General features: G+C 73.0%; 18 protein-coding genes and 1 pseudogene. 8 read left to right on the forward strand and 11 right to left on the reverse strand.

The window, feature by feature from the left end; translation table 11 throughout:
• The first annotated feature begins 32 nt into the window (after positions 1-32).
• The 3 genes from ACFV6E_RS08710 (at position 33) to ACFV6E_RS08720 (ending at position 3,932) form a co-directional block, all read left to right on the forward strand.
• A complete protein-coding gene (locus tag ACFV6E_RS08710; protein ID WP_385161741.1) occupies positions 33-1,256 on the forward strand; it encodes an arginine deiminase in 1,224 nt (407 codons plus the stop codon).
• Positions 1,257-1,317: 61 nt separating this feature from the next.
• The gene (gene argF / locus ACFV6E_RS08715; protein ID WP_385460110.1) at positions 1,318-2,325 is read left to right on the forward strand and encodes an ornithine carbamoyltransferase; all 1,008 of its coding nucleotides are present in this window, start codon (positions 1,318-1,320) and stop codon (positions 2,323-2,325) included.
• A gap of 128 nt (positions 2,326-2,453) precedes the next feature.
• Positions 2,454-3,932 carry an amino acid permease gene (locus ACFV6E_RS08720; protein WP_385460177.1) on the forward strand — a complete coding sequence of 493 codons (1,479 nt, stop codon included), beginning with the start codon at positions 2,454-2,456 and terminating at the stop codon, positions 3,930-3,932.
• Here ACFV6E_RS08720 and ACFV6E_RS08725 read toward each other — a convergent pair.
• Entirely contained in the window at positions 3,929-4,399 is a 471-nt protein-coding gene (locus ACFV6E_RS08725; protein ID WP_385161735.1) for an ATP-binding protein, read from the reverse strand. The genes ACFV6E_RS08720 and ACFV6E_RS08725 overlap by 4 nt on opposite strands.
• 352 nt (positions 4,400-4,751) lie before the next feature.
• Between ACFV6E_RS08725 and ACFV6E_RS08730 the strand changes: the two genes are divergently transcribed.
• Together ACFV6E_RS08730 and ACFV6E_RS08735 are read left to right on the forward strand one after the other, a co-directional pair.
• On the forward strand, positions 4,752-5,579 hold the full coding sequence (locus ACFV6E_RS08730; protein WP_385161733.1) for an enoyl-CoA hydratase family protein: 828 nt from the start codon (positions 4,752-4,754) through the stop codon (positions 5,577-5,579).
• Positions 5,576-7,894, forward strand: a complete 2,319-nt coding sequence (locus ACFV6E_RS08735) for a bifunctional salicylyl-CoA 5-hydroxylase/oxidoreductase (protein WP_385460112.1) — start codon at positions 5,576-5,578, stop codon at positions 7,892-7,894. Before ACFV6E_RS08730 ends, ACFV6E_RS08735 begins: the two co-directional genes overlap by 4 nt.
• A gap of 20 nt (positions 7,895-7,914) precedes the next feature.
• Here the strand turns inward: ACFV6E_RS08735 and ACFV6E_RS08740 are convergent, their stop codons facing one another.
• From ACFV6E_RS08740 to ACFV6E_RS08780, 9 genes are all read right to left on the reverse strand, one after another.
• Entirely contained in the window at positions 7,915-9,201 is a 1,287-nt protein-coding gene (locus ACFV6E_RS08740; RefSeq protein WP_385460114.1) for a sulfate adenylyltransferase subunit 1, read from the reverse strand.
• Between the two features lie 2 nt (positions 9,202-9,203).
• The gene (gene cysD / locus ACFV6E_RS08745) at positions 9,204-10,151 is read right to left on the reverse strand and encodes a sulfate adenylyltransferase subunit CysD (RefSeq protein ID WP_385460116.1); all 948 of its coding nucleotides are present in this window, start codon (positions 10,149-10,151) and stop codon (positions 9,204-9,206) included.
• Complete coding sequence (gene cysC / locus ACFV6E_RS08750) at positions 10,148-10,699, reverse strand: adenylyl-sulfate kinase (RefSeq protein ID WP_385165618.1); 552 nt, start codon at positions 10,697-10,699, stop codon at positions 10,148-10,150. Before cysC ends, cysD begins: the two co-directional genes overlap by 4 nt.
• On the reverse strand, positions 10,696-11,928 hold the full coding sequence (locus tag ACFV6E_RS08755; RefSeq protein WP_385165620.1) for a glycosyltransferase family 4 protein: 1,233 nt from the start codon (positions 11,926-11,928) through the stop codon (positions 10,696-10,698). The genes cysC and ACFV6E_RS08755 overlap by 4 nt, the downstream gene beginning before the upstream one ends.
• Complete coding sequence (locus ACFV6E_RS08760) at positions 11,925-12,365, reverse strand: hypothetical protein (RefSeq protein ID WP_385460118.1); 441 nt, start codon at positions 12,363-12,365, stop codon at positions 11,925-11,927. Before ACFV6E_RS08760 ends, ACFV6E_RS08755 begins: the two co-directional genes overlap by 4 nt.
• Positions 12,347-13,249 carry a sulfotransferase family protein gene (locus ACFV6E_RS08765; RefSeq protein ID WP_385460120.1) on the reverse strand — a complete coding sequence of 301 codons (903 nt, stop codon included), beginning with the start codon at positions 13,247-13,249 and terminating at the stop codon, positions 12,347-12,349. The genes ACFV6E_RS08760 and ACFV6E_RS08765 overlap by 19 nt, the downstream gene beginning before the upstream one ends.
• 178 nt (positions 13,250-13,427) lie before the next feature.
• The gene (locus ACFV6E_RS08770; RefSeq protein ID WP_385165626.1) at positions 13,428-14,270 is read right to left on the reverse strand and encodes a PaaX family transcriptional regulator C-terminal domain-containing protein; all 843 of its coding nucleotides are present in this window, start codon (positions 14,268-14,270) and stop codon (positions 13,428-13,430) included.
• A 26-nt stretch (positions 14,271-14,296) separates the two neighbouring features.
• Positions 14,297-16,126: an AMP-binding protein gene (locus tag ACFV6E_RS08775; RefSeq protein ID WP_385460122.1), complete on the reverse strand. Its 1,830-nt coding sequence runs from the start codon at positions 16,124-16,126 to the stop codon at positions 14,297-14,299.
• Between the two features lie 73 nt (positions 16,127-16,199).
• Complete coding sequence (locus ACFV6E_RS08780) at positions 16,200-16,556, reverse strand: hypothetical protein (RefSeq protein ID WP_385460124.1); 357 nt, start codon at positions 16,554-16,556, stop codon at positions 16,200-16,202.
• Positions 16,557-16,668: 112 nt separating this feature from the next.
• Here ACFV6E_RS08780 and ACFV6E_RS08785 point away from each other — a divergent pair.
• Positions 16,669-17,862: pseudogene (locus ACFV6E_RS08785) on the forward strand (acyl-CoA dehydrogenase family protein); the annotation flags it as partial.
• Positions 17,863-18,152: 290 nt separating this feature from the next.
• Positions 18,153-18,551, forward strand: a complete 399-nt coding sequence (locus ACFV6E_RS08790) for a RidA family protein (RefSeq protein WP_385460126.1) — start codon at positions 18,153-18,155, stop codon at positions 18,549-18,551.
• A gap of 10 nt (positions 18,552-18,561) precedes the next feature.
• Here ACFV6E_RS08790 and ACFV6E_RS08795 read toward each other — a convergent pair whose 3' ends face one another.
• On the reverse strand, positions 18,562-18,771 hold the full coding sequence (locus ACFV6E_RS08795; protein WP_385165634.1) for a DUF5999 family protein: 210 nt from the start codon (positions 18,769-18,771) through the stop codon (positions 18,562-18,564).
• 338 nt (positions 18,772-19,109) lie between these two features.
• Here ACFV6E_RS08795 and ACFV6E_RS08800 point away from each other — a divergent pair, with 338 nt between their 5' ends.
• The gene (locus tag ACFV6E_RS08800; RefSeq protein WP_385460128.1) at positions 19,110-19,562 is read left to right on the forward strand and encodes a DUF6299 family protein; all 453 of its coding nucleotides are present in this window, start codon (positions 19,110-19,112) and stop codon (positions 19,560-19,562) included.
• Positions 19,563-19,694 lie beyond the last annotated feature (132 nt).

Genomic DNA, 19,694 nt, shown 5'->3' on the forward strand with positions numbered 1-19,694 from the left:
TGAACGCGGGGCCGGCTGGCCAGGATGGAGACATGGGATTCCATGTCGACTCCGAGGCCGGGCGGCTGCGCCGCGTCATCCTGCACCGGCCGGATCTCGAGCTGAAACGGCTCACTCCGAGCAACAAGGACGCGCTGCTCTTCGACGACGTGCTTTGGGTGCGCCGGGCGCGCGCGGAGCACGACGGCTTCGCGGACGTGCTCCGCGACCGCGGGGTCGCCGTCCACCTCTTCGGCGACCTGCTCTCCGAGGCCCTGGAGATACCCGAGGCCAGGACGCTCGTCCTGGACCGGGTCTTCGAGGAGAAGGAGTACGGGCCGCTCGCCACCGGGCCGCTGCGGGCCTCCTTCGAGGCGATGACCGCCCCGGATCTGGCTGCCGTCCTGGTCGGCGGCATGACCAAGCGCGAATACCTGGAGGGGTACCCGGAGCCGTCCTCCGTGCGCTTCCACGCCATGGAGCCCGACGACTTCCTGCTCGGCCCGCTGCCCAACCACCTCTTCACCCGGGACACCTCCGCCTGGGTCTACGACGGGGTCTCCATCAACGCCATGCGCTGGCCGGCCCGGCAGCGGGAGACCGTCCACTTCGAGGCGATCTACCGGCACCATCCGCTGTTCCGCGACGAATCGTTCCGGTTCTGGTCCGAGGGGCAGGCGGACTACCCGGCCACCATGGAGGGCGGCGACGTCCTGGTGATCGGCAACGGCGCGGTGCTCGTCGGGATGAGCGAGCGGACGGCGCCGCAGGCCGTCGAGAAGCTGGCGCTGAAGCTGTTCGCGGCCGGTTCGGCGCGCACCATCGTCGCCCTCGACATGCCGAAGCGGCGGGCCTTCATGCATCTGGACACCGTGATGACGATGGTCGACGGCGACGTCTTCACGCAGTACGCGGGGCTCGGCATGCTCCGCTCGTACACCATCGAGCCGGGCGTGGGGGAGACGGAGCTGAAGGTCACCGACCACCCGCCGGAGCACATGCACCGCGCCATCGCCGCCGCCCTCGGGCTCGACCGGATCCGGGTGCTGACCGCCACCCAGGACGTGCACGCGGCCGAGCGCGAGCAGTGGGACGACGGCTGCAACGTGCTGGCCGTCGAGCCGGGCGTGGTCATCGCCTACGAGCGGAACGCGACCACCAACACGCACCTGCGCAAGCAGGGCGTCGAGGTCATCGAGATCCCGGGCAGCGAGCTCGGCCGCGGCCGGGGCGGCCCGCGCTGTATGAGCTGCCCGGTCGAACGGGACGCCGTATAGAAATGTTAGTTGTCGTATATAATTCCAAAGGTACCTGTCTTCGTAACCCTGGAGCGCCCCCATGGCGACAGTCCCGACCGCCCTCGCCGGCCGCCACTTCCTCAAGGAGCTGGACCTCACCGCGGACGAGTTCCGCGGTCTGATCGAGCTGGCGGCGGAGCTCAAGGCGGCCAAGAAGGCCGGGACCGAGACCCCGTACCTGCGCGGCCGGAACATCGCGCTGATCTTCGAGAAGACCTCCACGCGCACCCGCTGCGCCTTCGAGGTCGCCGCCGCGGACCAGGGTGCCTCCACCACCTACCTCGACCCGGCCGGCTCGCAGATCGGGCACAAGGAGTCCGTGAAGGACACCGCGCGGGTGCTCGGCCGGATGTTCGACGCGATCCAGTACCGGGGCGACAGCCAGGCCGGTGTCGAGGAGCTGGCCGCGTACGCCGGTGTGCCGGTCTACAACGGGCTGACCGACGACTGGCACCCCACCCAGATGCTCGCCGACGTGCTCACGATGACCGAGCACACCGACAAGCCGCTGGACGCGGTCGCCTTCGCCTACCTCGGCGACGCCCGCTTCAACATGGGCAACTCCTACCTGGTCACCGGCGCGCTCCTCGGCATGGACGTGCGGATCGTCGCCCCGCGCGCCTACTGGCCGGCGGACGAGATCGTCGCCCGCGCCCGCAAGCTGGCCGAGGTCTCCGGCGCCACCGTCACGCTCACCGAGGACGTCGCCGAGGGTGTCCGCGGCGCCGACTTCGTCGCCACCGACGTCTGGGTCTCCATGGGCGAGCCCAAGGAGGTCTGGGACGAGCGGATCACCGCCCTGGCGCCGTACGCGGTGACCATGGACGTGCTGCGGGCCACCGGCAACGCGGATGTGAAGTTCCTGCACTGCCTGCCCGCCTTCCACGACCTCGGCACCAAGGTCGGCCGGGAGGTCCACGCCAGCCACGGCCTGGACTCCCTGGAGGTCACCGACGAGGTCTTCGAGTCGGCGCACTCGGTGGTCTTCGACGAGGCGGAGAACCGGCTGCACACCATCAAGGCGGTCCTGGTCGCGACCCTCGCCTGAGACCCTCCCGCGCAGCGCGCGCCCCGCACACCCCGTACGATCCTGGACGGGCCCGGAACCACCCCTTCCGCGGCCCGTCGCGCGGCCCACCCGGCCGCCCCGCACCACCGGAAATGAGCACCACCCGCATGTCCGCCGTCCCCACCGGCCCCGGCCCCCGCACCGGCCCCGGTTCCCGCACCGGGCGCGTCCCGCGCGTCAAGTCCCCCGCCGCCCTCGTCGCCGAATCCGGCGCGGACCTGGAGGGGCACGGTCTGAAGCGGACCATGGGCCTCTTCCAGCTCGTCTGCTTCGGCGTCGGCGCCATCGTCGGCACCGGCATCTTCGTCGGCCTCTCCGACTCGGTCGCCCAGGCCGGGCCCGCCGTCGTCGTCTCGTTCGTGCTCGCCGCGATCACCTGCGTGTTCACCGCGTTCTCGTTCGCGGAGCTGGGCGGCGCCATCCCGGTCTCCGGCTCCTCCTACTCCTTCGCCTACGCCGGTCTCGGCGAGTCCACCGCCTTCCTGGTCGGCTGGTGCCTGCTCCTGGAGTACGGCGTCTCGGTGTCGGCCGTCGCGGTCGGCTGGAGCCAGTACGTCAACGAACTGCTCGACAGCCTGACCGGGTGGCGGCTGCCCGCCGTGCTCTGCGCGGGCCCCGCCGACGGCGGCGCCGTCAACCTGCCCGCCGTCGTGGTGATCGCGCTGGCCGCCGTGCTGCTGGTGCGCGGCGTGCGCGAGAGCGCGCGGGCGACCGCGGCCATGGCGGTGCTCAAGCTGGCCATCCTCGTCGTGTTCTGCGCGATCGGCTTCAAGGCGTTCCAGGACGGCCACCTCACGCCGTTCTCGCCGGCCGGGCTCGGCGGCATCGGCGCGGGCACCACGGCCGCCTTCTTCTCGTACATCGGCTTCGACGCGATCACCACGGCGGGCGAGGAGGCCAAGAACCCGCGCCGCAACGTGCCGATCGCCATCCTGATCTGCATCGGCGTGGTCACCCTGCTGTACTGCGCCGTGGCCCTCGCCGCGATCGGTGCCGTCGGCGCGGACGAGGTCGGCGGCCGTCCCGCTGCGCTGTCCTACGTCGTCAACCAGGTCACCGGCTCCGCGGTCGGCGGCGGGATCGTCGCCTTCGGCGCGGTCGTCGCCATCGCCTCGGTGGTCCTCGCGGTGATGTACGGGCAGACCCGCATCCTGATGTCCATGTCCCGCGACGGGCTCGTGCCGCGCGTCTTCGAGCGGGTCTCGCCGAAGACCTCCACGCCGGTCGCGGGCACCGTCGTCGTCGCGGTCGTCTTCGCGGTCCCGGCGGCCTTCTCCTCGCTCGACGCGGTCGTGAACCTGACCACGATCGGCACGCTGGCCACCATGGCGGTCGTCAACGTCGCGGTGATCGCGCTGCGCCGCCGCGAGCCGGGCCTCGCCCGCACCTTCCGCGTCCCGCTCTACCCCGTCGTACCGCTGCTCGGCATCGCCTTCTGCCTGTACCTGATGTACGAGACGGGCTGGACGACCTGGCTCCAGTTCGCCGGGTTCCTGCTGGCGGGAGCGCTGGTGTACGCGGGCTACGGGCGCCGTCACTCACGGCTGGCGGCCGCCCGGACGGCGACTGCCGACGTGACCGGCTAGGGGAGCGAAGGGCGCGGCGCGCGGCGCTGGGCCGGGACCGCCGCGAGCCGGAACCACACCGCCTTGCCCGTCTCGGTGAGGCGGTGGCCGCAGGACGAGCTGAGGGTGCGGATGAGCAGCAGCCCGCGCCCGTGCTCCTGCCAGGGGTCGGGTTCGCCGAGCGGGTGCGGGACGGTGAGGTCCCCGGGCGGCGCCGGGTCCGGATCGTGCACCTCGACCTGACAGCCGGACGGCCGCAACTCCACGACCAGCTCTATCGGGCCGTCGCCCGCCGTGTGCTCCACGGCGTTGGCGACCAGCTCCGCCGTCAGCAGCTCCGCCGTGTCGCTGTCCGCCGCGTGATCGAGATCGGCCAGCGCCGTACGGACCAGTGCACGCGCGACCGGCACGGCCGCGGCGGTGTGCGGCAGCGCGATACGCCAGGAGGCGGCGGCGGGGGGCGGCTCGTGCAAGGCGGGTCCGTTCATCAGCAGGTCATCCTGCTTTCAACATAGGAATGGTACGGCGTGGCCGAACAGGGGCGCTCGGCGGGCACCGGACGGGACCTTCGTCCCGCGCCGGGCTGCCTACCCGAGTGAACGCGGGACCCCCGTCCGGCAGCTCCCGCCGTTACCGCCCTGTGGAGGATCCGTGACGCCGTCACGGGACGTCGCGTCCGGACGCGGTCTTATCGCGCACTCGTGACGACAGTCACAGACCAGTGATAGCTTCGTGAGGGGGCACGCACAGCCGCGTCCGCCACGCATCGCGGCCCGCACCGGGCCGCCTGCGCCCCCGAGTCCGTACGTCCGCCGCCCCCGACCGAGGAGGCCGTACGTCATGAGTCCCTTCACCGGCTCCGCCGCCCGCACCCTTGACTGGCGGCACGTGACGTGCCGGATCGCCGACGGGGTCGCGACGGTCACCCTCGCCCGCCCCGACAAACTCAACGCGCTCACCTTCGGCGCCTACGCCGACCTGCGCGACCTGCTCGCCGAGCTGTCCCGCGAGAAGTCCGTGCGCGCCCTGGTGCTCGCCGGGGAGGGCCGCGGCTTCTGCTCCGGCGGCGACGTCGACGACATCATCGGCGCCACCCTGGAGATGGACACCGGCCGGCTCCTCGACTTCAACCGGATGACAGGACAGGTCGTACGGGCCCTGCGCGAGTGTCCCTTCCCGGTGATCGCCGCGGTGCACGGGGTCGCCGCGGGCGCCGGCGCCGTCCTCGCGCTCGCCGCCGACTTCCGCGTCGCCGACCCCTCGGCCCGGTTCGCCTTCCTCTTCACCCGCGTCGGCCTGTCCGGCGGCGACATGGGCGCCGCCTATCTGCTGCCCCGCGTGGTCGGCCTCGGCCACGCCACCCGGCTGCTGATGCTGGGCGAACCGGTCCGGGCGCCCGAGGCCGAGCGGATCGGACTCATCAGCGAACTCACCGAGGAAGGCCGCGTCGACGAGGCGGCCCAGGCGCTCGCCCGCCGCCTCGCCACCGGCCCGGCCCTCGCGTACGCCCAGACCAAGGCCCTGCTGACCGCCGAACTCGACATGCCGCTCGCCGCCGCGGTCGAGCTGGACGCCGCCACCCAGGCGCTGCTCATGCACGGCGAGGACTACGCGGAGTTCCACGCGGCCTTCACCCAGAAACGGCCGCCGAAGTGGCGGGGGCGATGACGGTGACCGGGGCGATGACCGTGCCCGGCGCCCGGGCCGCGCGGGCCCGGCGGATCGCCGTCGTCGGCGGCGGACCCGGCGGGCTCTACGCCGCCGCCCTCCTCAAGCGCCTCGCCCCCGGCCGAGAGATCACCGTCTGGGAGCGCAACGCGCCCGACGACACCTTCGGCTTCGGCGTCGTCCTCTCCGACGAGACCCTCGGCGGCATCGAACACGCCGACCCGGTGGTCTACGCGGCGCTGCGCGAGGAGTTCGTGCGCTGGGACGACATCGACATCGTGCACCGCTCGGAGCGCCACACCTCCGGCGGCCACGGCTTCGCCGCCCTCGGCCGCCGCCGGCTCCTCGCGATCCTGCACGAACGCTGCCGCTCCCTCGGCGTCGAGCTGCGCTTCCGCACCGAGGCGCCGCCCGTGGCCGAACTCGCCGATGCGTACGACCTGGTGATCGCCGCCGACGGCGTGCACAGCCGGGTCCGCGAGACGTACGCGGAACACTTCCGGCCCGCCGTCACGGAGCACCGCTGCCGCTACCTCTGGCTCGCCGCCGACTTCGCCTTCGACGCCTTCCGCTTCGAGACCGCCGAGACCGAGCACGGTGTCATGCAACTCCACGGCTACCCCTATGCGGCCGACGCCTCCACCGTCATCGTCGAGATGCGCGAGGAGGTCTGGCGGGCGGCGGGCTTCGCGGACCTGGACGTACGGGAGTCCGTCGAGCGCTGCGCCAAGATCTTCACCGACGCGCTCGGCGGCCGGGCCCTGCGCGCCGGGAACTCCGCCTGGACCACCTTCCGCACGGTCGTCAACGGTCACTGGTCGCACGGCCACGTCGTCCTCCTCGGCGACGCCGCGCACACCGCCCACTTCTCCATCGGCTCCGGCACGAAGCTCGCCGTCGAGGACGCCCTCGCCCTCGCCGCCTGTCTGGAGGAGCAGCCCACCACCGGCGAGGCGCTGGCCGCGTACGAGGCGGAGCGGCGCCCGGTGGTCGAGTCCACCCAGCGGGCGGCCCGCGCCAGCCTGGAGTGGTTCGAGAACCTGGGCCGCTACCTCGACCAGCCCTCGCGCCGGTTCGCCTTCAACCTGCTCACCCGCAGCCGCCGCGTCACCCACGACAACCTGCGGCTGCGCGACGCGCGCTTCGTCGCCGCCGTGGAGCGCGAGTCCGGCTGCCCGCCGGGCACGCCCCCGATGTTCACCCCGTTCCGGCTGCGCGGACTGACCCTGCGCAACCGGGTCGTCGTCTCCCCGATGGACATGTACTCGGCGGTGGACGGCGTCCCCGGCGACTTCCACCTCGTGCACCTGGGCGCGCGGGCGCTGGGCGGGGCCGGACTGGTCATGACCGAGATGGTGTGCGTGGCCCCCGAGGGCCGGATCACCCCGGGCTGCACCGGCCTGTACACCCACACCCAGGCCGAGTCCTGGCGGCGGATCACCGACTTCGTGCACACCCGGGCGCCCGGCACGGCCATCGGCGTCCAGCTCGGCCACTCGGGACGCAAGGGCTCCACCCGGCTGATGTGGGAGGGCATGGACGAACCGCTGCCCGACGGCAACTGGCCCCTCGTGGCCGCCTCCCCGATCCCGTACAAGCCGGGCGGTCGGACGCCACGGGAGCTGACCCGCGCACAACTGACCGATCTGCGCGAGCAGTTCGCGGCGGCGGCCTGGCGGGCGGCGCGCTGCGGCTTCGACCTCCTCGAACTGCACTGCGCCCACGGCTATCTGCTCTCCGGCTTCCTCTCGCCGCTCACCAACCGGCGCACCGACGCCTACGGCGGCTCGCTCGCCCGGCGGCTCCGTTTCCCGCTGGAGGTCTTCGACGCCGTACGGTCCGTGTGGCCCGAGGAGCGGCCCATGACCGTGCGGATCTCCGCCACCGACTGGGCCGAGGGCGGCACCACCGGGGACGACGCGGTCGGGATCGCGCGCGCCTTCGCCGCGCACGGCGCGGACGCCGTCGACGTCTCGGCCGGGCAGGTCGTCGCGGATGAGCGCCCCGAGTACGGCCGCTCCTACCAGACGCCGTTCGCCGACCGGATCCGCCACGAGGCCGGCGTCCCGGTGATCGCCGTCGGCGCGATCTCCTCCTGGGACGACGTCAACTCCCTGATCCTGGCCGGGCGCACGGACCTGTGCGCGCTCGCGCGACCGCACCTGTACGACCCGCACTGGACGCTGCACGCGGCGGCCGAACAGGGCTACTCGGGTCCCGGCGTCGCCTGGCCCGAGCCGTACGCGGCGGGCAGCCGGCCCCCGCGCACCGGACGCACGGACGCCCCCAGGCCCCGGCTCACGCTCGGAATCTGAGGGCGTCGGGCACCGGGCGGTCAGTCCAGTACGGCCATGCCCGCGGTGAGCGTCGCGCCGTCCGCCGGGTCGACCAGCAGGAACGCGCCGGTACGGCGGATCCGCGCGTAGTCGTCGAGCGCCAGCGGCTCGGCGGTGCGCAGGGTGACGGAGCCCAGGTCGTTGGCCGTCAGCTCGTCCGCGCCCGCGAGGTCCTTCACGATCGCCTTCACCGTGCGCGTGGTGTGCCGGACCAGTACCCGGTCGCCGACCCGCAGCGGCCGGTCGGCGAGATGGCAGACGGCGGCCCGGACGTCCTGGCTCAGCGACGGCACATCCGTGCCCGCGGTGATCAGGTCGCCCCGGGAGACGTCGCGCTCGTCGGCCAGCCGCACGGACACCGACTGCGGCGCGTACGCCACGTCCGCCTCGGTGCCGAGCACGTCGATGCCGGTGATCTCGGAGGTCTGCCCGGAGGGGTGGACGGTGACGCGGTCGCCGACCCGCAGCCGCCCGGACACGAGCTGGCCCGCGTAGTGCCGCACGCCGTCGTGCCGGATCACGTACTGCACCGGGAAGCGCGCCGGAGCGTCGTCCGGGTCACCGGCGACCTCCACCGTCTCCAGGAACTCCAGCAGCGCCGGGCCGGTGTACCAGTCCATGTGCGCGGACCGCTCCACCACGTTGTCGCCGCACAGCGCGGAGACCGGGATCGCGGTGAACCCGGGCAGGCCGAGCTCGGCGGCATGGCCCGCGAAGTCCTCGACGATGCGCTGGAAGTCCTTCTCCTCGTATCCCACGAGGTCCATCTTGTTGACGGCGAGGACGACGTGCGGGACGCGGAGCAGGGCGGCGACGGCGGCGTGCCTGCGGGTCTGCTCGACCACCCCGTTGCGGGCGTCGATCAGGACGACGGCGAGGTCGGCGGTGGAGGCGCCGGTGACCATGTTGCGGGTGTACTGCACGTGGCCGGGGGTGTCGGCGAGGATGAACCGGCGCCGGGGCGTGGCGAAGTACCTGTACGCCACGTCGATGGTGATGCCCTGTTCGCGTTCGGCGCGCAGGCCGTCGGTGAGGAGGGCGAGGTCGGGGGCTTCCTGGCCGCGGCTGGCGGAGGCGCGCTCGACGGCTTCGAGCTGGTCGGCGAGGACCGACTTGGAGTCGTGCAGGAGGCGGCCGACGAGGGTGGACTTGCCGTCGTCGACGGACCCGGCCGTCGCGAACCGCAGGGTGTCGACGGCGGCGCCGGTCACGGTGGTGGCGGTGCCGGTCACGGCGGTGCTGGTCACGGTGGTGGCCGTACCGGTCACGGTGGTGGTGCTGGTCATGGTTAGAAGTACCCCTCGCGCTTGCGGTCTTCCATCGCGGCCTCGCTCATCTTGTCGTCGGCGCGGGTGGCGCCGCGTTCGGTGAGGCGGGAGGCGGCGATCTCGGCGATGACGGCGTCCAGGGTGGTGGCGTCGGAGTCGACGGCGCCGGTGCAGGACATGTCGCCCACGGTGCGGTAGCGGACCTGGCGCTTTTCGACGGTCTCGCCGTCCTTGGGGCCGCCCCAGTCGCCGGCGGTCAGCCACATGCCGTTCCGGTTGAAGACTTCGCGTTCGTGGGCGAAGTAGATGCCGGGCAGGTCGATGTGTTCGCGGGCGATGTACTGCCAGACGTCGAGTTCGGTCCAGTTGGACAGGGGGAAGACGCGGACGTGTTCGCCGGGGGCGTGGCGGCCGTTGTAGAGCTGCCACAGCTCGGGGCGCTGGCGGCGCGGGTCCCACTGGGAGAACTCGTCGCGCAGGGAGAAGACGCGTTCCTTGGCGCGGGCCTTTTCCTCGTCGCGCCGGCCGCCGCCGAAGACGGCGTCGAAGCGTTCGGCCTGGATTCTCTCGGTGAGGGGGAGGGTCTGGAGGGGGTTGCGGGTGCCGTCGGGGCGTTCGCGGAGCACACCGCGGTCGATGTAGTCCTGGACGGAGGCCACATGGAGGCGCAGCCCGTGGGCGGTGACCACACGGTCGCGGTAGTCCAGGACCTCGGGGAAGTTGTGTCCGGTGTCCACGTGCAGCAGCGAGAACGGTACCGGCGCGGGCGCGAACGCCTTCAAGGCGAGGTGGAGCATGACGATGGAGTCCTTGCCGCCGGAGAAGAGGATCACCGGCCGTTCGAACTCGCCCGCCACCTCGCGGAAGATGTGCACCGCCTCGGACTCCAGCGCATCCAGATGCGACAGCGCGAAAGTCCGCTCGGCGGCCGTGGAAGCCGTGGAAGCCGTGGAGGCCGCGGAGGTCATGCGAGCCCCCTCTCCGACAGCAGGGCGTGGACGGCGGCCGCCGACTCCTCGGGGCTCTGGTCCTGCGTCCGCAGCGTGAGCGCCGGGTCGAGCGGCGGCTCGTACGGGTCGTCGACGCCGGTCAGACCGGTCAGCATGCCGGCGGCCTGGCGGGCGTACAGGCCCTTCACGTCGCGCTCGCTGCACACCTCGACGGGCGTCGCGACATGCACCTCGAAGTAGGGGGTGCCGCTGGTCTCGTGGCGCTTGCGGACGGCCTCGCGGCTGTCGGCGTACGGGGCGATGACCGGCACGACGGTGAGGACGCCGTTGCGGGCGAGCACCTCGGCGACCAGGCCGATGCGCTGCACGTTGGTGTTGCGGTCCTCGCGGGAGAAACCGAGCCCCGCGGAGAGGAAGCGGCGGATCTCGTCGCCGTCGAGGACCTCCACGCGGTGTCCCTCGGACCTCAGCCGGCCGGCGAGGATGCGGGCGATCGTGGTCTTGCCCGCGCTCGGCAGCCCGGTGAGCCAGATCGTGGCCCCCTGCGCCCTGGACGTGGTGGTCATGCGTGCTGTCCTTTCGCGGCACCGCTGCGGCGCCGTTGTTCGTGGAGTTCGGTGAAGAGGGCCTCCCAGCGCGGGTGCACGGCGTCCGGCCCGTAGGAGGAGGCGGTGAGGAGGGCGGAGACGCCCAGTTCCTCGCGCAGCCCGTCGTCGCCCATCAGCCGGCCCATGGCGTCGGCGAGCGCGTCCGGGTCCTCCGGCGGCACCAGCAGGCCGTCCACGCCGTGGGTGAGCACGTCCGCGGGCCCGGTCGGGCAGTCGAAGCTGACCACCGGCAGCGCGTGGCTCATCGCCTCGATCATCACCATGGGCAGTCCCTCGAAGCGGGAACTGAGCACGTAGAACGACGCCTTGGCGAGTTCGTCGTCGAGCCGGTCGGTGTGGCCCATCAGGAACACGTGGTTGTAGAGGTGGTGCTCCTCGATCAGGGCGCGCAGCTCGGCCCGCTTCTCGCCGCCGCCGTAGATGCGGAGCTGCCAGTCCGGGTGGGCGCCGACGAGCTTCGCCCAGGCCGGGATCAGCATGTCGAAGCCCTTCTGCGGGGCGAGCCGGCCCGCGGCGACCGCGACCTTCGACTCGCGGGGGCAGGCGGGCACCTGGTCGAGCGAGTGCACGGCGTTGGGGATGCGCACCACACGGGTGCCGGGCAGGAGCTGCGCGTACTCCTCGCGGTCCCGCTCGGTGAGCACGGCGACCGCGTCGAAGCGCGGGTAGGTCTGCTGGATGCGCCGCTGCACGTCGCGCCGGTGCGTGCCGTGGTTCATGTGCTCCTGGGCGATCCTGACCACCCCGCCGGTGGCGTGCTCGGCGGCGAGGAAGTTGAGCGCGGGCCGGGTGGTCACCAGGACGCCGTCGGTCAGCGAACGCAGATACGCGATCAGCCGGTCCTCGACGTAGCGGTTGAAGTACCGGTAGCCGAACTCGCCCTCGGGGATGTGCTTGGCGGGGGCCTCCAACTGCTTGCCGCGGCGCCGGTCGCGCAGCTTTCCCAGCAGACCGCTCCGCGGGGTGTGGGCGTCCTCGCGCAGATCGACGACCGTGGAGACCTCCACCCTGGGGTCCAGCGGGAACTGCACGTCGTCGCGGCGGCGCACCGCGCTCACCAGCTCGACGCTCCAGCCCGCCGCGACGAGGGAGTTGGCCTGGTTCATCACCGTGCGGATGGTGCCGCCGCGGCCGTACGCGTGCAGGAGCAGGTAACGCACCTTCGGCAGGGGGTGACGGTCCGTCATGCGCCGCCCCCCTGGGTCTGCGTGCGGCACTCCAGGGACAGGTTGTCCTTGACCGTGTAGTACGGGCGGACGCGGAGGGTCCCCGTGCGCTGTTCCGGGAAGACCATGATCTTCTTCTTGCCGCGGATGTCGTCGAGCTGCCGGCCCGCGCGCAGCTCCACCTCGCCGTCGGTGAGGTGGATGTCCCACTCCTCGAGCGCGGCCGGGTCCTCGGTCGTGAGGTCAACGATGGGCAGCTCGCTCTCGAACCGGTCGCCCGCGAGCCGTGCCGCGTACCGCAGCCGCTGGTCGGCGCGGGCGCGGCGGACCAGCAGCAGCCGCCAGTCCTCACCGGCCCGGACGGTGCGCCCGTGGATGTGCCCCACGAGCCGGATGCGGCCGTCGCGCGGCCACACCTCCGCTATCTCGGCGTGCGGCTTCACGAGGTGTAACCCCATGCCTCGCACATCGGGCGCAACAACGGGGGGATGTCGTCGTCGCCGGGCAGCGCTCGGCCCGCCTGCACGGAGCCGGTGCGGATCTTGTCGCGCCAGTCGCCGAGCCCCTTGACCACCTGGGAGTCGTCGCGCTTGCCGTAGTCGAGCATGGCCGGTTCGAAGTCGACGCCGAGGAACGCGCACAGGCGCCGCATCTCCTTCTCCGGGTCGGCGGTGATCTCCTCGTAGCGCACGGTGTGGCCGCCGGTGAGTCCCTTGCGCGCGTTGTCGACGGCCTTCATGTAGCGCAGCGCGTCGGCGGCGGCCTCCTCGTAGCTGCGCTTGTCGGGGTCGCCCTCGTGCCAGGACTGGGCGATGGAGACGGGGTGGCGCAGCAGGAAGACGAAGCGGGCGTCGGGCCAGCAGTCCTTGATCCGCCGGTAGACGAACGCGTTGCTCGGCGTCTTCTCGACCAGGAAGTCCTTGCCGGACTTCGTCAGCTCGCGGTGCAGGACCCGGTCCCACAGCAGATGCTCCAGGTCGCCGCGCTCCAGGTCGAGGGCGCTCATGGCGCGCTGTGCCAGCTTGCTGCCGTAGTCCACCTCCAGGCGGCGGATGTGCGTCTCGTGCGGGGAGTGCAGTCGCGAATGGGCGTTGAGCAGCATGCGCAGCAGGGTGGAGCCCGAACGCACGGGTGACATGATGAAGACCGGTTGCCGAAGCAACCGGTCCGTCGCCAGCTCCTCCGGAGCGGGACATCGGTACACCGGCGTGGGCCGCTTGCCGGGTTTCGCCGCCACGGGCTTGGGCTTGGCGGACGTCACAGGTGCGGCCGGAGCGGCCTTACGCACCTGGAGGCCCGTGGTGGCGGTGAGCGCCCGGTTCAGATTGCGCATGAGACTCATGCGTCGGAACGCTAGGTAAGAAATCTGAGAAGACGGGTTGAACAACCTGAGGGTTTCCTTAGCGCCCCGCTATGTGACCGGTCTCACGTTTCACAAGGTGTTCCCGTCGTCACCTTGGGCACTCACGGGACGACGAAGCGGCGGGATCACGGAGTGACGGGACGACGAAGCGGCGGGATCACGGAGTGACGGGGCCATGGAGCGGCGGGACCCCCGCGAAGAGCGCCCCGGCGTCCCGCAGCCGCCCGTGCAGCGCCCGGAAGACCGCGGCCGACCGCACCCCCGCCCAGTCCCCGGGCAGCAGCTCCGCCGGGAGCCCCGGATCGGCGTACGGCAGATGGCGCCAGGAGTCGAGGGCGAGCAGATAGTCGCGGTACGCCTCCTCGGGCGGGGTGTCCGCGCGCTCCTCCCAGGCGCGCAGCACGCGCGCGTGCCGGTCGAGGAACGCCTCGTGCTGCTTGGCGATGGCCGCCAGGTCCCACCAGCGCCCGACCGCCTCGGCGGTCGGCGCGAACCCCAGGTGCTCGCCGCGGAACAGGTCCACGTACGTGTCGAGCCCGAGCCGCTGCAACGCGTGCCGGGTCTCCTCGTACAGGCGCGCCGGTGCCACCCACACGCCCGGGGCCGCCGCGCCGAAGCCGAGCCCGGCGAGGCGTGAGCGCAGCACGTGCCGCTTCTGCCGCTGCGACTCCGGTACGGAGAACACCGCGAGGACCCAGCCCTCCTCGCGGGCCGGTGCCGCCGCCGCGTACACGCGCCGGTCGCCGTCGTCGAGGAGCTGGCGGGCGTGCGGCGGCAGCGCGTACCCGGCCGAGCCCCCGGCCGTCCGCTCCGGCACCAGCAGCCCCCGCCGTTTGAGCCGCGACACCGACGACCGTACGGAGGGCGCGTCGACGCCGACCGCGGCGAGGAGCCGGATCAGCTCGGCGACGGGCACCGGACCGTCCACGAAGCGGCCGTAGGCGCCGTAGAAGGTGACGATGAGGGACCGGGGGGCGTGCTGCTCGGACACGATGATCATTTTAGGGGTCCTGGAACGGTCTCAGCTCATTCCTGCCTGCCGTCGGGCACGCGCTCGCCCCGCGGGCCGGGTACCTGCCCGCCGTCGGGTCCGCGCTCGCCCTGTGGGCCGGATACTTGCCCGCCCTGCCTGCTGCCGGGCAGCCGTCCGCCTTCCGTGCGCGGCGGTCCGCTCTCCGTGCGCGGCGGTCCGCTCTCCATGCGCGGCCGTCCGCCTTCCGCGTGCGGCCGTCCGCCCTCCGTGCGCAGCCGGAAGCGCTGGAGTTTGCCCGTCGCCGTGCGCGGCAGCGCGTCGAGGAAGACGAACTCCCGGGGACACTTGTAGGGCGCCAGCTCGGAGGTGACGAAGGCGCGCAGCGCGTCCGCGTCCCGGTCCGCGCCCGCCCGCGTCACCACGTACGCCACCGCCACCTGCCCGCGCTCCGCGTCGTCTCGCCCCACCACCGCCGTCTCGGCCACGTCCGGATGGCGCAGCAGCGCGTCCTCGACCTCGGGCCCCGCGATGTTGTACCCGGCCGAGACGATCATGTCGTCGGCGCGGGCCACGTACCGGAAGTAGCCGTCAGGCTCCCGCACATAGGTGTCACCGGTGAAATTCCAGCCGTCGCGTACGTACTCCCGCTGCCGCGGGTCGGCGAGGTAGCGGCAGCCGACCGGACCGCGCACCGCGAGCAGCCCGGGCACCCCGTCGGGCACCGGCGCGCCCGAGGCGTCCGTCACCCGCGCGTGCCACCCCGGCACCGGGACCCCCGTCGTGCCGGGCCGTACGGCGTCGTCGGCCGCGGAGATGAAGATGTGCAGCAGTTCGGTGGCGCCGATGCCGTTGATGATCGCCATGCCGGTGCGCTCGTGCCAGGCGTGCCAGGTGGCGGCGGGCAGGTTCTCCCCGGCCGACACGCAGCGGCGCAGCGAGGCGGTGTCGTACCGGTCCAGTTCGTCGAGCATCGCGCGGTACGCGGTCGGCGCGGTGAACAGCACCGACACCCGGTGCTCGGCGAGCGCGGGCAGGAGCTCGCGGGGGCCGGACCGTTCGAGCAGCAGCGAGGCGGCGCCGGCCCGCAGCGGGAAGATCACGAGCCCGCCGAGCCCGAAGGTGAACCCCAGCGGCGGACTCCCGGCGAACACGTCGTCCGCACGCGGCTTCAGTATGTGCCGCGAGAACGTGTCCGCTATGGCCAGCACGTCACGGTGGAAGTGCATGCACCCCTTGGGCCGCCCGGTGGTGCCGGAGGTGAACGCGATCAGCGCCACGTCGTCGGCGGCGGTGTCGGCGGCCGGGTACGGCCCGGCGGGCGCGTCCGCCGCGCGCCGCAGCAGATCACCGGGCCCGTCACCGCCGTACGCCGTGATCCGCAGCCCGGGCGTCTCCGCCGCGACCAGATCGTCCACCGAGCGTGCGTCGCACAGCGCGTGGCTCACGCGGGCCATCGCGCACATCGTGCCCAGCTCGTGCGGACGCTGCTGGGCCAGCACCGTGACGGCGACCGCGCCCGCCTTCAGCACCGCCAGCCAGCACGCGGCCAGCCACGGGGTGGTCGGCCCGCGCAGCAGCACCCGGTTGCCCGGTACGACACCCAGCTCCCCGGTCAGCACATGGGCGATCCGGTCGACCCGCTCCCGCAGCAGCCCGTACGACCACACGTCGCCGCTTCCCGTACGGAACACCGGCCGCCGCGCGCCGTACCGCTCCACCGTGCGGTCCAGCAGCTCGACGGCGGCGTTGAGGCGGGCGGGATACCTCAACTCGGGCAGTTCTGCTGTGAGTCGGGGCCACTGTTCGGCGGGCGGGAGGTGGTCGCGCGGGAAGGCGTCGACGTGGGCCGTGTACGGCGCCGGCCGGTCGTCTCTGGGGTCCATGGCGGTTCGCCCCCTTGTGGTGGTGGGCTCGCACGAGGAGCGTAGGGCGAGCGTATCGTGTTGGTGACGACAGTCAACGGGCCGCGATATTGCCGTGCGGCGGCCCGGGGGGAGAGGGGGCGGCTGAGATGGCGTTTCCGGAGATGAGGGGGTCTGCGGGGTCTGCGGCGGCCTCGGAGTCCGCGGCATCGGCGGTGTCCGCGACGACTTCGGAGCCCACGGAGCCCACGGAGCCCCCGGAGTCCGCGGCGCCGGCGGCGTTCGCAGTGTCTGCGGAGTCCTCGGCGGCCCCGGCGTCCTCGGCGTCCTCGGCGTCCGCAAAGTCCTCGGCATCCTCAGCCGCGTCCGCCGCGTCCGCCGCGTCCGTGAAGCCCGTGAAGCCCGCGGCGTCCTCGGCGTCTTCGGCGGCCCAGGCCTCCGCCGCGGACACCGCGAAGTCCGCTGCGGCCTCGGAGGCCGCGGAGCCTGCGGCGGTCTCGGAGCCCGCCGCGTCGGCGGTGTCCGCGGCGGCCTCGGAGTCCGCGGCGCCGGCGGCGTTCGCAGTGTCTGCGGAACCCTCGGCGGCCCCGGCGCCCGCGGCGTCCCCGGCGTTCGTGCTCGACCCCCGGCAGGAGCGCTGGTGTGCTGAGCTGCGCGTCCTCGCGGTGGAGCGGCTGCGGCCCCTGGAGGGTGGCGCCGGGGCCGGCCGGGTCAACCGCCCGCTGCTCACCGCCCTCGGTGAACTCGGCCTGCTCTCGCGCCTGTTCACCTCGGGCGCGCTCGACCTGTGCCTGATGCGCGAGTCCCTGGCCCGGGTCTGCACCGAGGCCGAGACCGCGCTCGCCCTCCAGGGCCTCGGCGCCCACCCGGTGCACGCGTACGGCACCGACGCCCAGCGAGCCCGCTGGCTGCCCGGGGTACGCGACGGCACCACCGTCGCCGCGTTCGCGCTGAGCGAGCCTGGCGCGGGCTCCGACGCGGCGGCCCTGGCACTGCGGGCCGAGCCCGTCGGCCCTGGCGCTTCCGGCGTTTCCGGTGGCTCCCGTGGCTCCGGCGGCTGGCGGCTCACCGGGGAGAAGTGCTGGATCTCCAACGCCCCCGAGGCCGACTTCTACACGGTCTTCGCGCGCACCGGCCCGGAGCCGGGCGCCCGCGGTGTCACCGCCTTCCTCGTCCCCGCCGACCGGCCGGGCCTCACCGGCACCCCCCTCGACCTGCTCGCCCCGCACCCCGTCGGAGCGCTCCGCTTCGACGCCGTACCCGTGACGCCCGACGACGTCCTCGGGGAGACAGGCCGGGGTTTCCGGGTCGCCATGCACACCCTCAACCTCTTCCGGCCGAGCGTGGGCGCCTTCGCGGTCGGCATGGCCCAGGCGGCGCTGGACGCGACGCTCGCGCACACGTCCCGGCGCGAGGCGTTCGGCGGCCGGCTGCGGGACCTGCAAACGGTGGCCCACCAGGTCGCCGAGATGGCGTTGCGCACGGAGGCGGCCCGGCTGATGGTCCTCGCGGCGGCGGCCGCGTACGACGCGGGCGACCCGGACGTGCCCCGGCGGGCGGCGATGGCGAAACTCCTCGCCACCGAGACCGCGCAGTACGTGGTCGACGCGGCGGTCCAGCTGCACGGCGCCCGCGCCCTGCGCCGCGGCCACCTCCTGGAACACCTCTACCGCGAGGTACGCGCACCGCGCATCTACGAGGGGGCGAGCGAGATCCAGCGGGAGGTCATCGCGCGGGAGCTGTACAAGGCGGCCGACGCGCAGGCGGAGGACGGGGCCGCGGACGGCGACGGGGCCGTGGACGGCGATGGCGACGGGGCCGTGGACGGCGACGGGGCCGCGGGCGGCGACGGCGACGGGGCCGCGGACGGCGACGGGGCCGCGGGCGGCGATGGCGACGGGGTCGGAGACGGCGACGGGGCCGCGGGCGGCGACGGGGCCGGAGACGGCGAAGGGGATCGTGGCGGTGCCGCGGACGGTGACAGGACCGGCTACGGGGCCGGGGCCGGGATCGGGGCCGGGATCGGGGCCGGGAACGCGGAGGACGTATGACGGCCGAGCGCGTGAATCCGCCGGAACTGGCGCCGCCCACCGGCTTCTCGCACGTGGTGGTGGCGACGGGCGGCCGTGTCGTCTTCCTGGCCGGGCAGACCGCGCTGGACGCCGGGGGCAAGGTGGTGGGGGAGACCCTGCCGGAACAGTTCGCGACGGCGCTCGGGAATTTGCTGGCCGCGCTGCGGGCGGCGGGCGGGACACCGGCCGACCTGGCCCGCGTCACCGTCTACGCCACCGATGTCGGGGAGTACCGCAGGTGCGTCCGCGAACTCGGCGTTGTCTGGCGGCAGTTGGCGGGCCGAGACTATCCGGCGATGGCGGTCGTGGGTGTCGTCCGCCTCTGGGACGAGCGGGCCCTGGTCGAACTCGACGGCTTCGCCGTGCTGCCGTAGCGGGCCGAGGTCACGCGGCGACGGCGAGCTGGTCGGCGGGGACCCGGTGCGGAGCCACCACGCTGCCGTCGGGGAACAGTTCCCCGGTGTCGTCGAAGACGATCACGCCGTCGCAGCGCAGGCTCCAGCCCTGCTCGGGGTGGGCGGCGACGATGTGGGCGGCCGCACGGCCGGAACGGTCCGAGGACTGGCGGGAACCCGAGGACTGGTGGGAACACATGGCACACCTCCGCGTCGGAAGCTCGGATGCGATGAACTGGCCGGCGGCGCTGTCGTCGCCTCGCATGGGTAGACCATCCTCCCGGCGCGAACTCATCGGAACCTCCGGCCGAGAAGCGTGACAACACGCGGACAACACCCGGACGCGCCCGCGACGGTGCGGGGCCCCCGCCCGACGGCACGGGCAGCGACAGGTCCGGTCTGTCGCGAGAAGTCACACCGCGCCCCCGGACTCGCCACCGATGGGGTGACGTTCACGGCCCCCGGCCGGGCGGCCCGGTACCCCTGGATATTCCTTCCGTATCCCGTTCCCCGTTCCGCACTCCAGGAGGTACTTCCGTGCCCGTGTCACCCATGTACGTCACGTCCCTGCGCCGGTCCGCCGGCGCGGCGGCCGGTGCCGCGCTGCTCCTGCTCACCGCGCCCGCCGCCCGGACCGCCGCCGCCCCGCGCGAGTCGGTCACCGTCGACCCGGTGGGCCGCATCGCCCCGGACGGCACCATCACCCTGACCGGCACCTACCGCTGCTCGCACACCACCGGCGTCGTCTACGTCAGCTCGTCCCTCGCGCAGGGCGACCTCCGGGTCAAGCACGGCGTCGGCGGCACCCGCGCGGTCTGCGACGGCACCCTGCGCCGCTGGGCCAACTCGGACCGCCCCGAGAAGAACCGCTACAAGCCGGGCAAGGCCCACGTCGAGGCCACCCTGATGGAACTGCGCACCACGTCCGGCCTCCCACTGCCGCACTTCCACGCGGACCGGGAGCGGGACATCACACTCACCAAGAGCTGAACCGCCCGAGGCCCGCAAGAACTGAACCGCCCGGAGGCCGCAAAGCGGAACGGTACTGCGGCAGCGAAGGCCGAATACCCGGGGCTGATGAAAGCCGGTTCCGTGCCACTGCACCACTCCTCACGCGTTCAG

Source organism: Streptomyces sp. NPDC059785, from assembly GCF_042732375.1.
In the GTDB taxonomy this organism is placed as follows: Bacteria; Actinomycetota; Actinomycetes; order Streptomycetales; family Streptomycetaceae; genus Streptomyces.

Excerpts from the sequence above, each read along its gene's own strand:
- ACFV6E_RS08710 (WP_385161741.1), top strand. The coding sequence starts at position 33 with ATGGGATTCCATGTCGACTCCGAGGCCGGGCGGCTGCGCCGCGTCATC.
- argF (WP_385460110.1), top strand. The coding sequence starts at position 1,318 with ATGGCGACAGTCCCGACCGCCCTCGCCGGCCGCCACTTCCTCAAGGAG.
- ACFV6E_RS08720 (WP_385460177.1), top strand. The coding sequence starts at position 2,454 with ATGTCCGCCGTCCCCACCGGCCCCGGCCCCCGCACCGGCCCCGGTTCC.
- ACFV6E_RS08725 (WP_385161735.1), bottom strand. The coding sequence starts at position 4,399 with ATGAACGGACCCGCCTTGCACGAGCCGCCCCCCGCCGCCGCCTCCTGG.
- ACFV6E_RS08730 (WP_385161733.1), top strand. The coding sequence starts at position 4,752 with ATGAGTCCCTTCACCGGCTCCGCCGCCCGCACCCTTGACTGGCGGCAC.
- ACFV6E_RS08735 (WP_385460112.1), top strand. The coding sequence starts at position 5,576 with ATGACGGTGACCGGGGCGATGACCGTGCCCGGCGCCCGGGCCGCGCGG.
- ACFV6E_RS08740 (WP_385460114.1), bottom strand. The coding sequence starts at position 9,201 with ATGACCAGCACCACCACCGTGACCGGTACGGCCACCACCGTGACCAGC.
- cysD (WP_385460116.1), bottom strand. The coding sequence starts at position 10,151 with ATGACCTCCGCGGCCTCCACGGCTTCCACGGCTTCCACGGCCGCCGAG.
- cysC (WP_385165618.1), bottom strand. The coding sequence starts at position 10,699 with ATGACCACCACGTCCAGGGCGCAGGGGGCCACGATCTGGCTCACCGGG.
- ACFV6E_RS08755 (WP_385165620.1), bottom strand. The coding sequence starts at position 11,928 with ATGACGGACCGTCACCCCCTGCCGAAGGTGCGTTACCTGCTCCTGCAC.
- ACFV6E_RS08760 (WP_385460118.1), bottom strand. The coding sequence starts at position 12,365 with ATGGGGTTACACCTCGTGAAGCCGCACGCCGAGATAGCGGAGGTGTGG.
- ACFV6E_RS08765 (WP_385460120.1), bottom strand. The coding sequence starts at position 13,249 with ATGAGTCTCATGCGCAATCTGAACCGGGCGCTCACCGCCACCACGGGC.
- ACFV6E_RS08770 (WP_385165626.1), bottom strand. The coding sequence starts at position 14,270 with ATGATCATCGTGTCCGAGCAGCACGCCCCCCGGTCCCTCATCGTCACC.
- ACFV6E_RS08775 (WP_385460122.1), bottom strand. The coding sequence starts at position 16,126 with ATGGACCCCAGAGACGACCGGCCGGCGCCGTACACGGCCCACGTCGAC.
- ACFV6E_RS08790 (WP_385460126.1), top strand. The coding sequence starts at position 18,153 with ATGACGGCCGAGCGCGTGAATCCGCCGGAACTGGCGCCGCCCACCGGC.
- ACFV6E_RS08795 (WP_385165634.1), bottom strand. The coding sequence starts at position 18,771 with ATGTGTTCCCACCAGTCCTCGGGTTCCCGCCAGTCCTCGGACCGTTCC.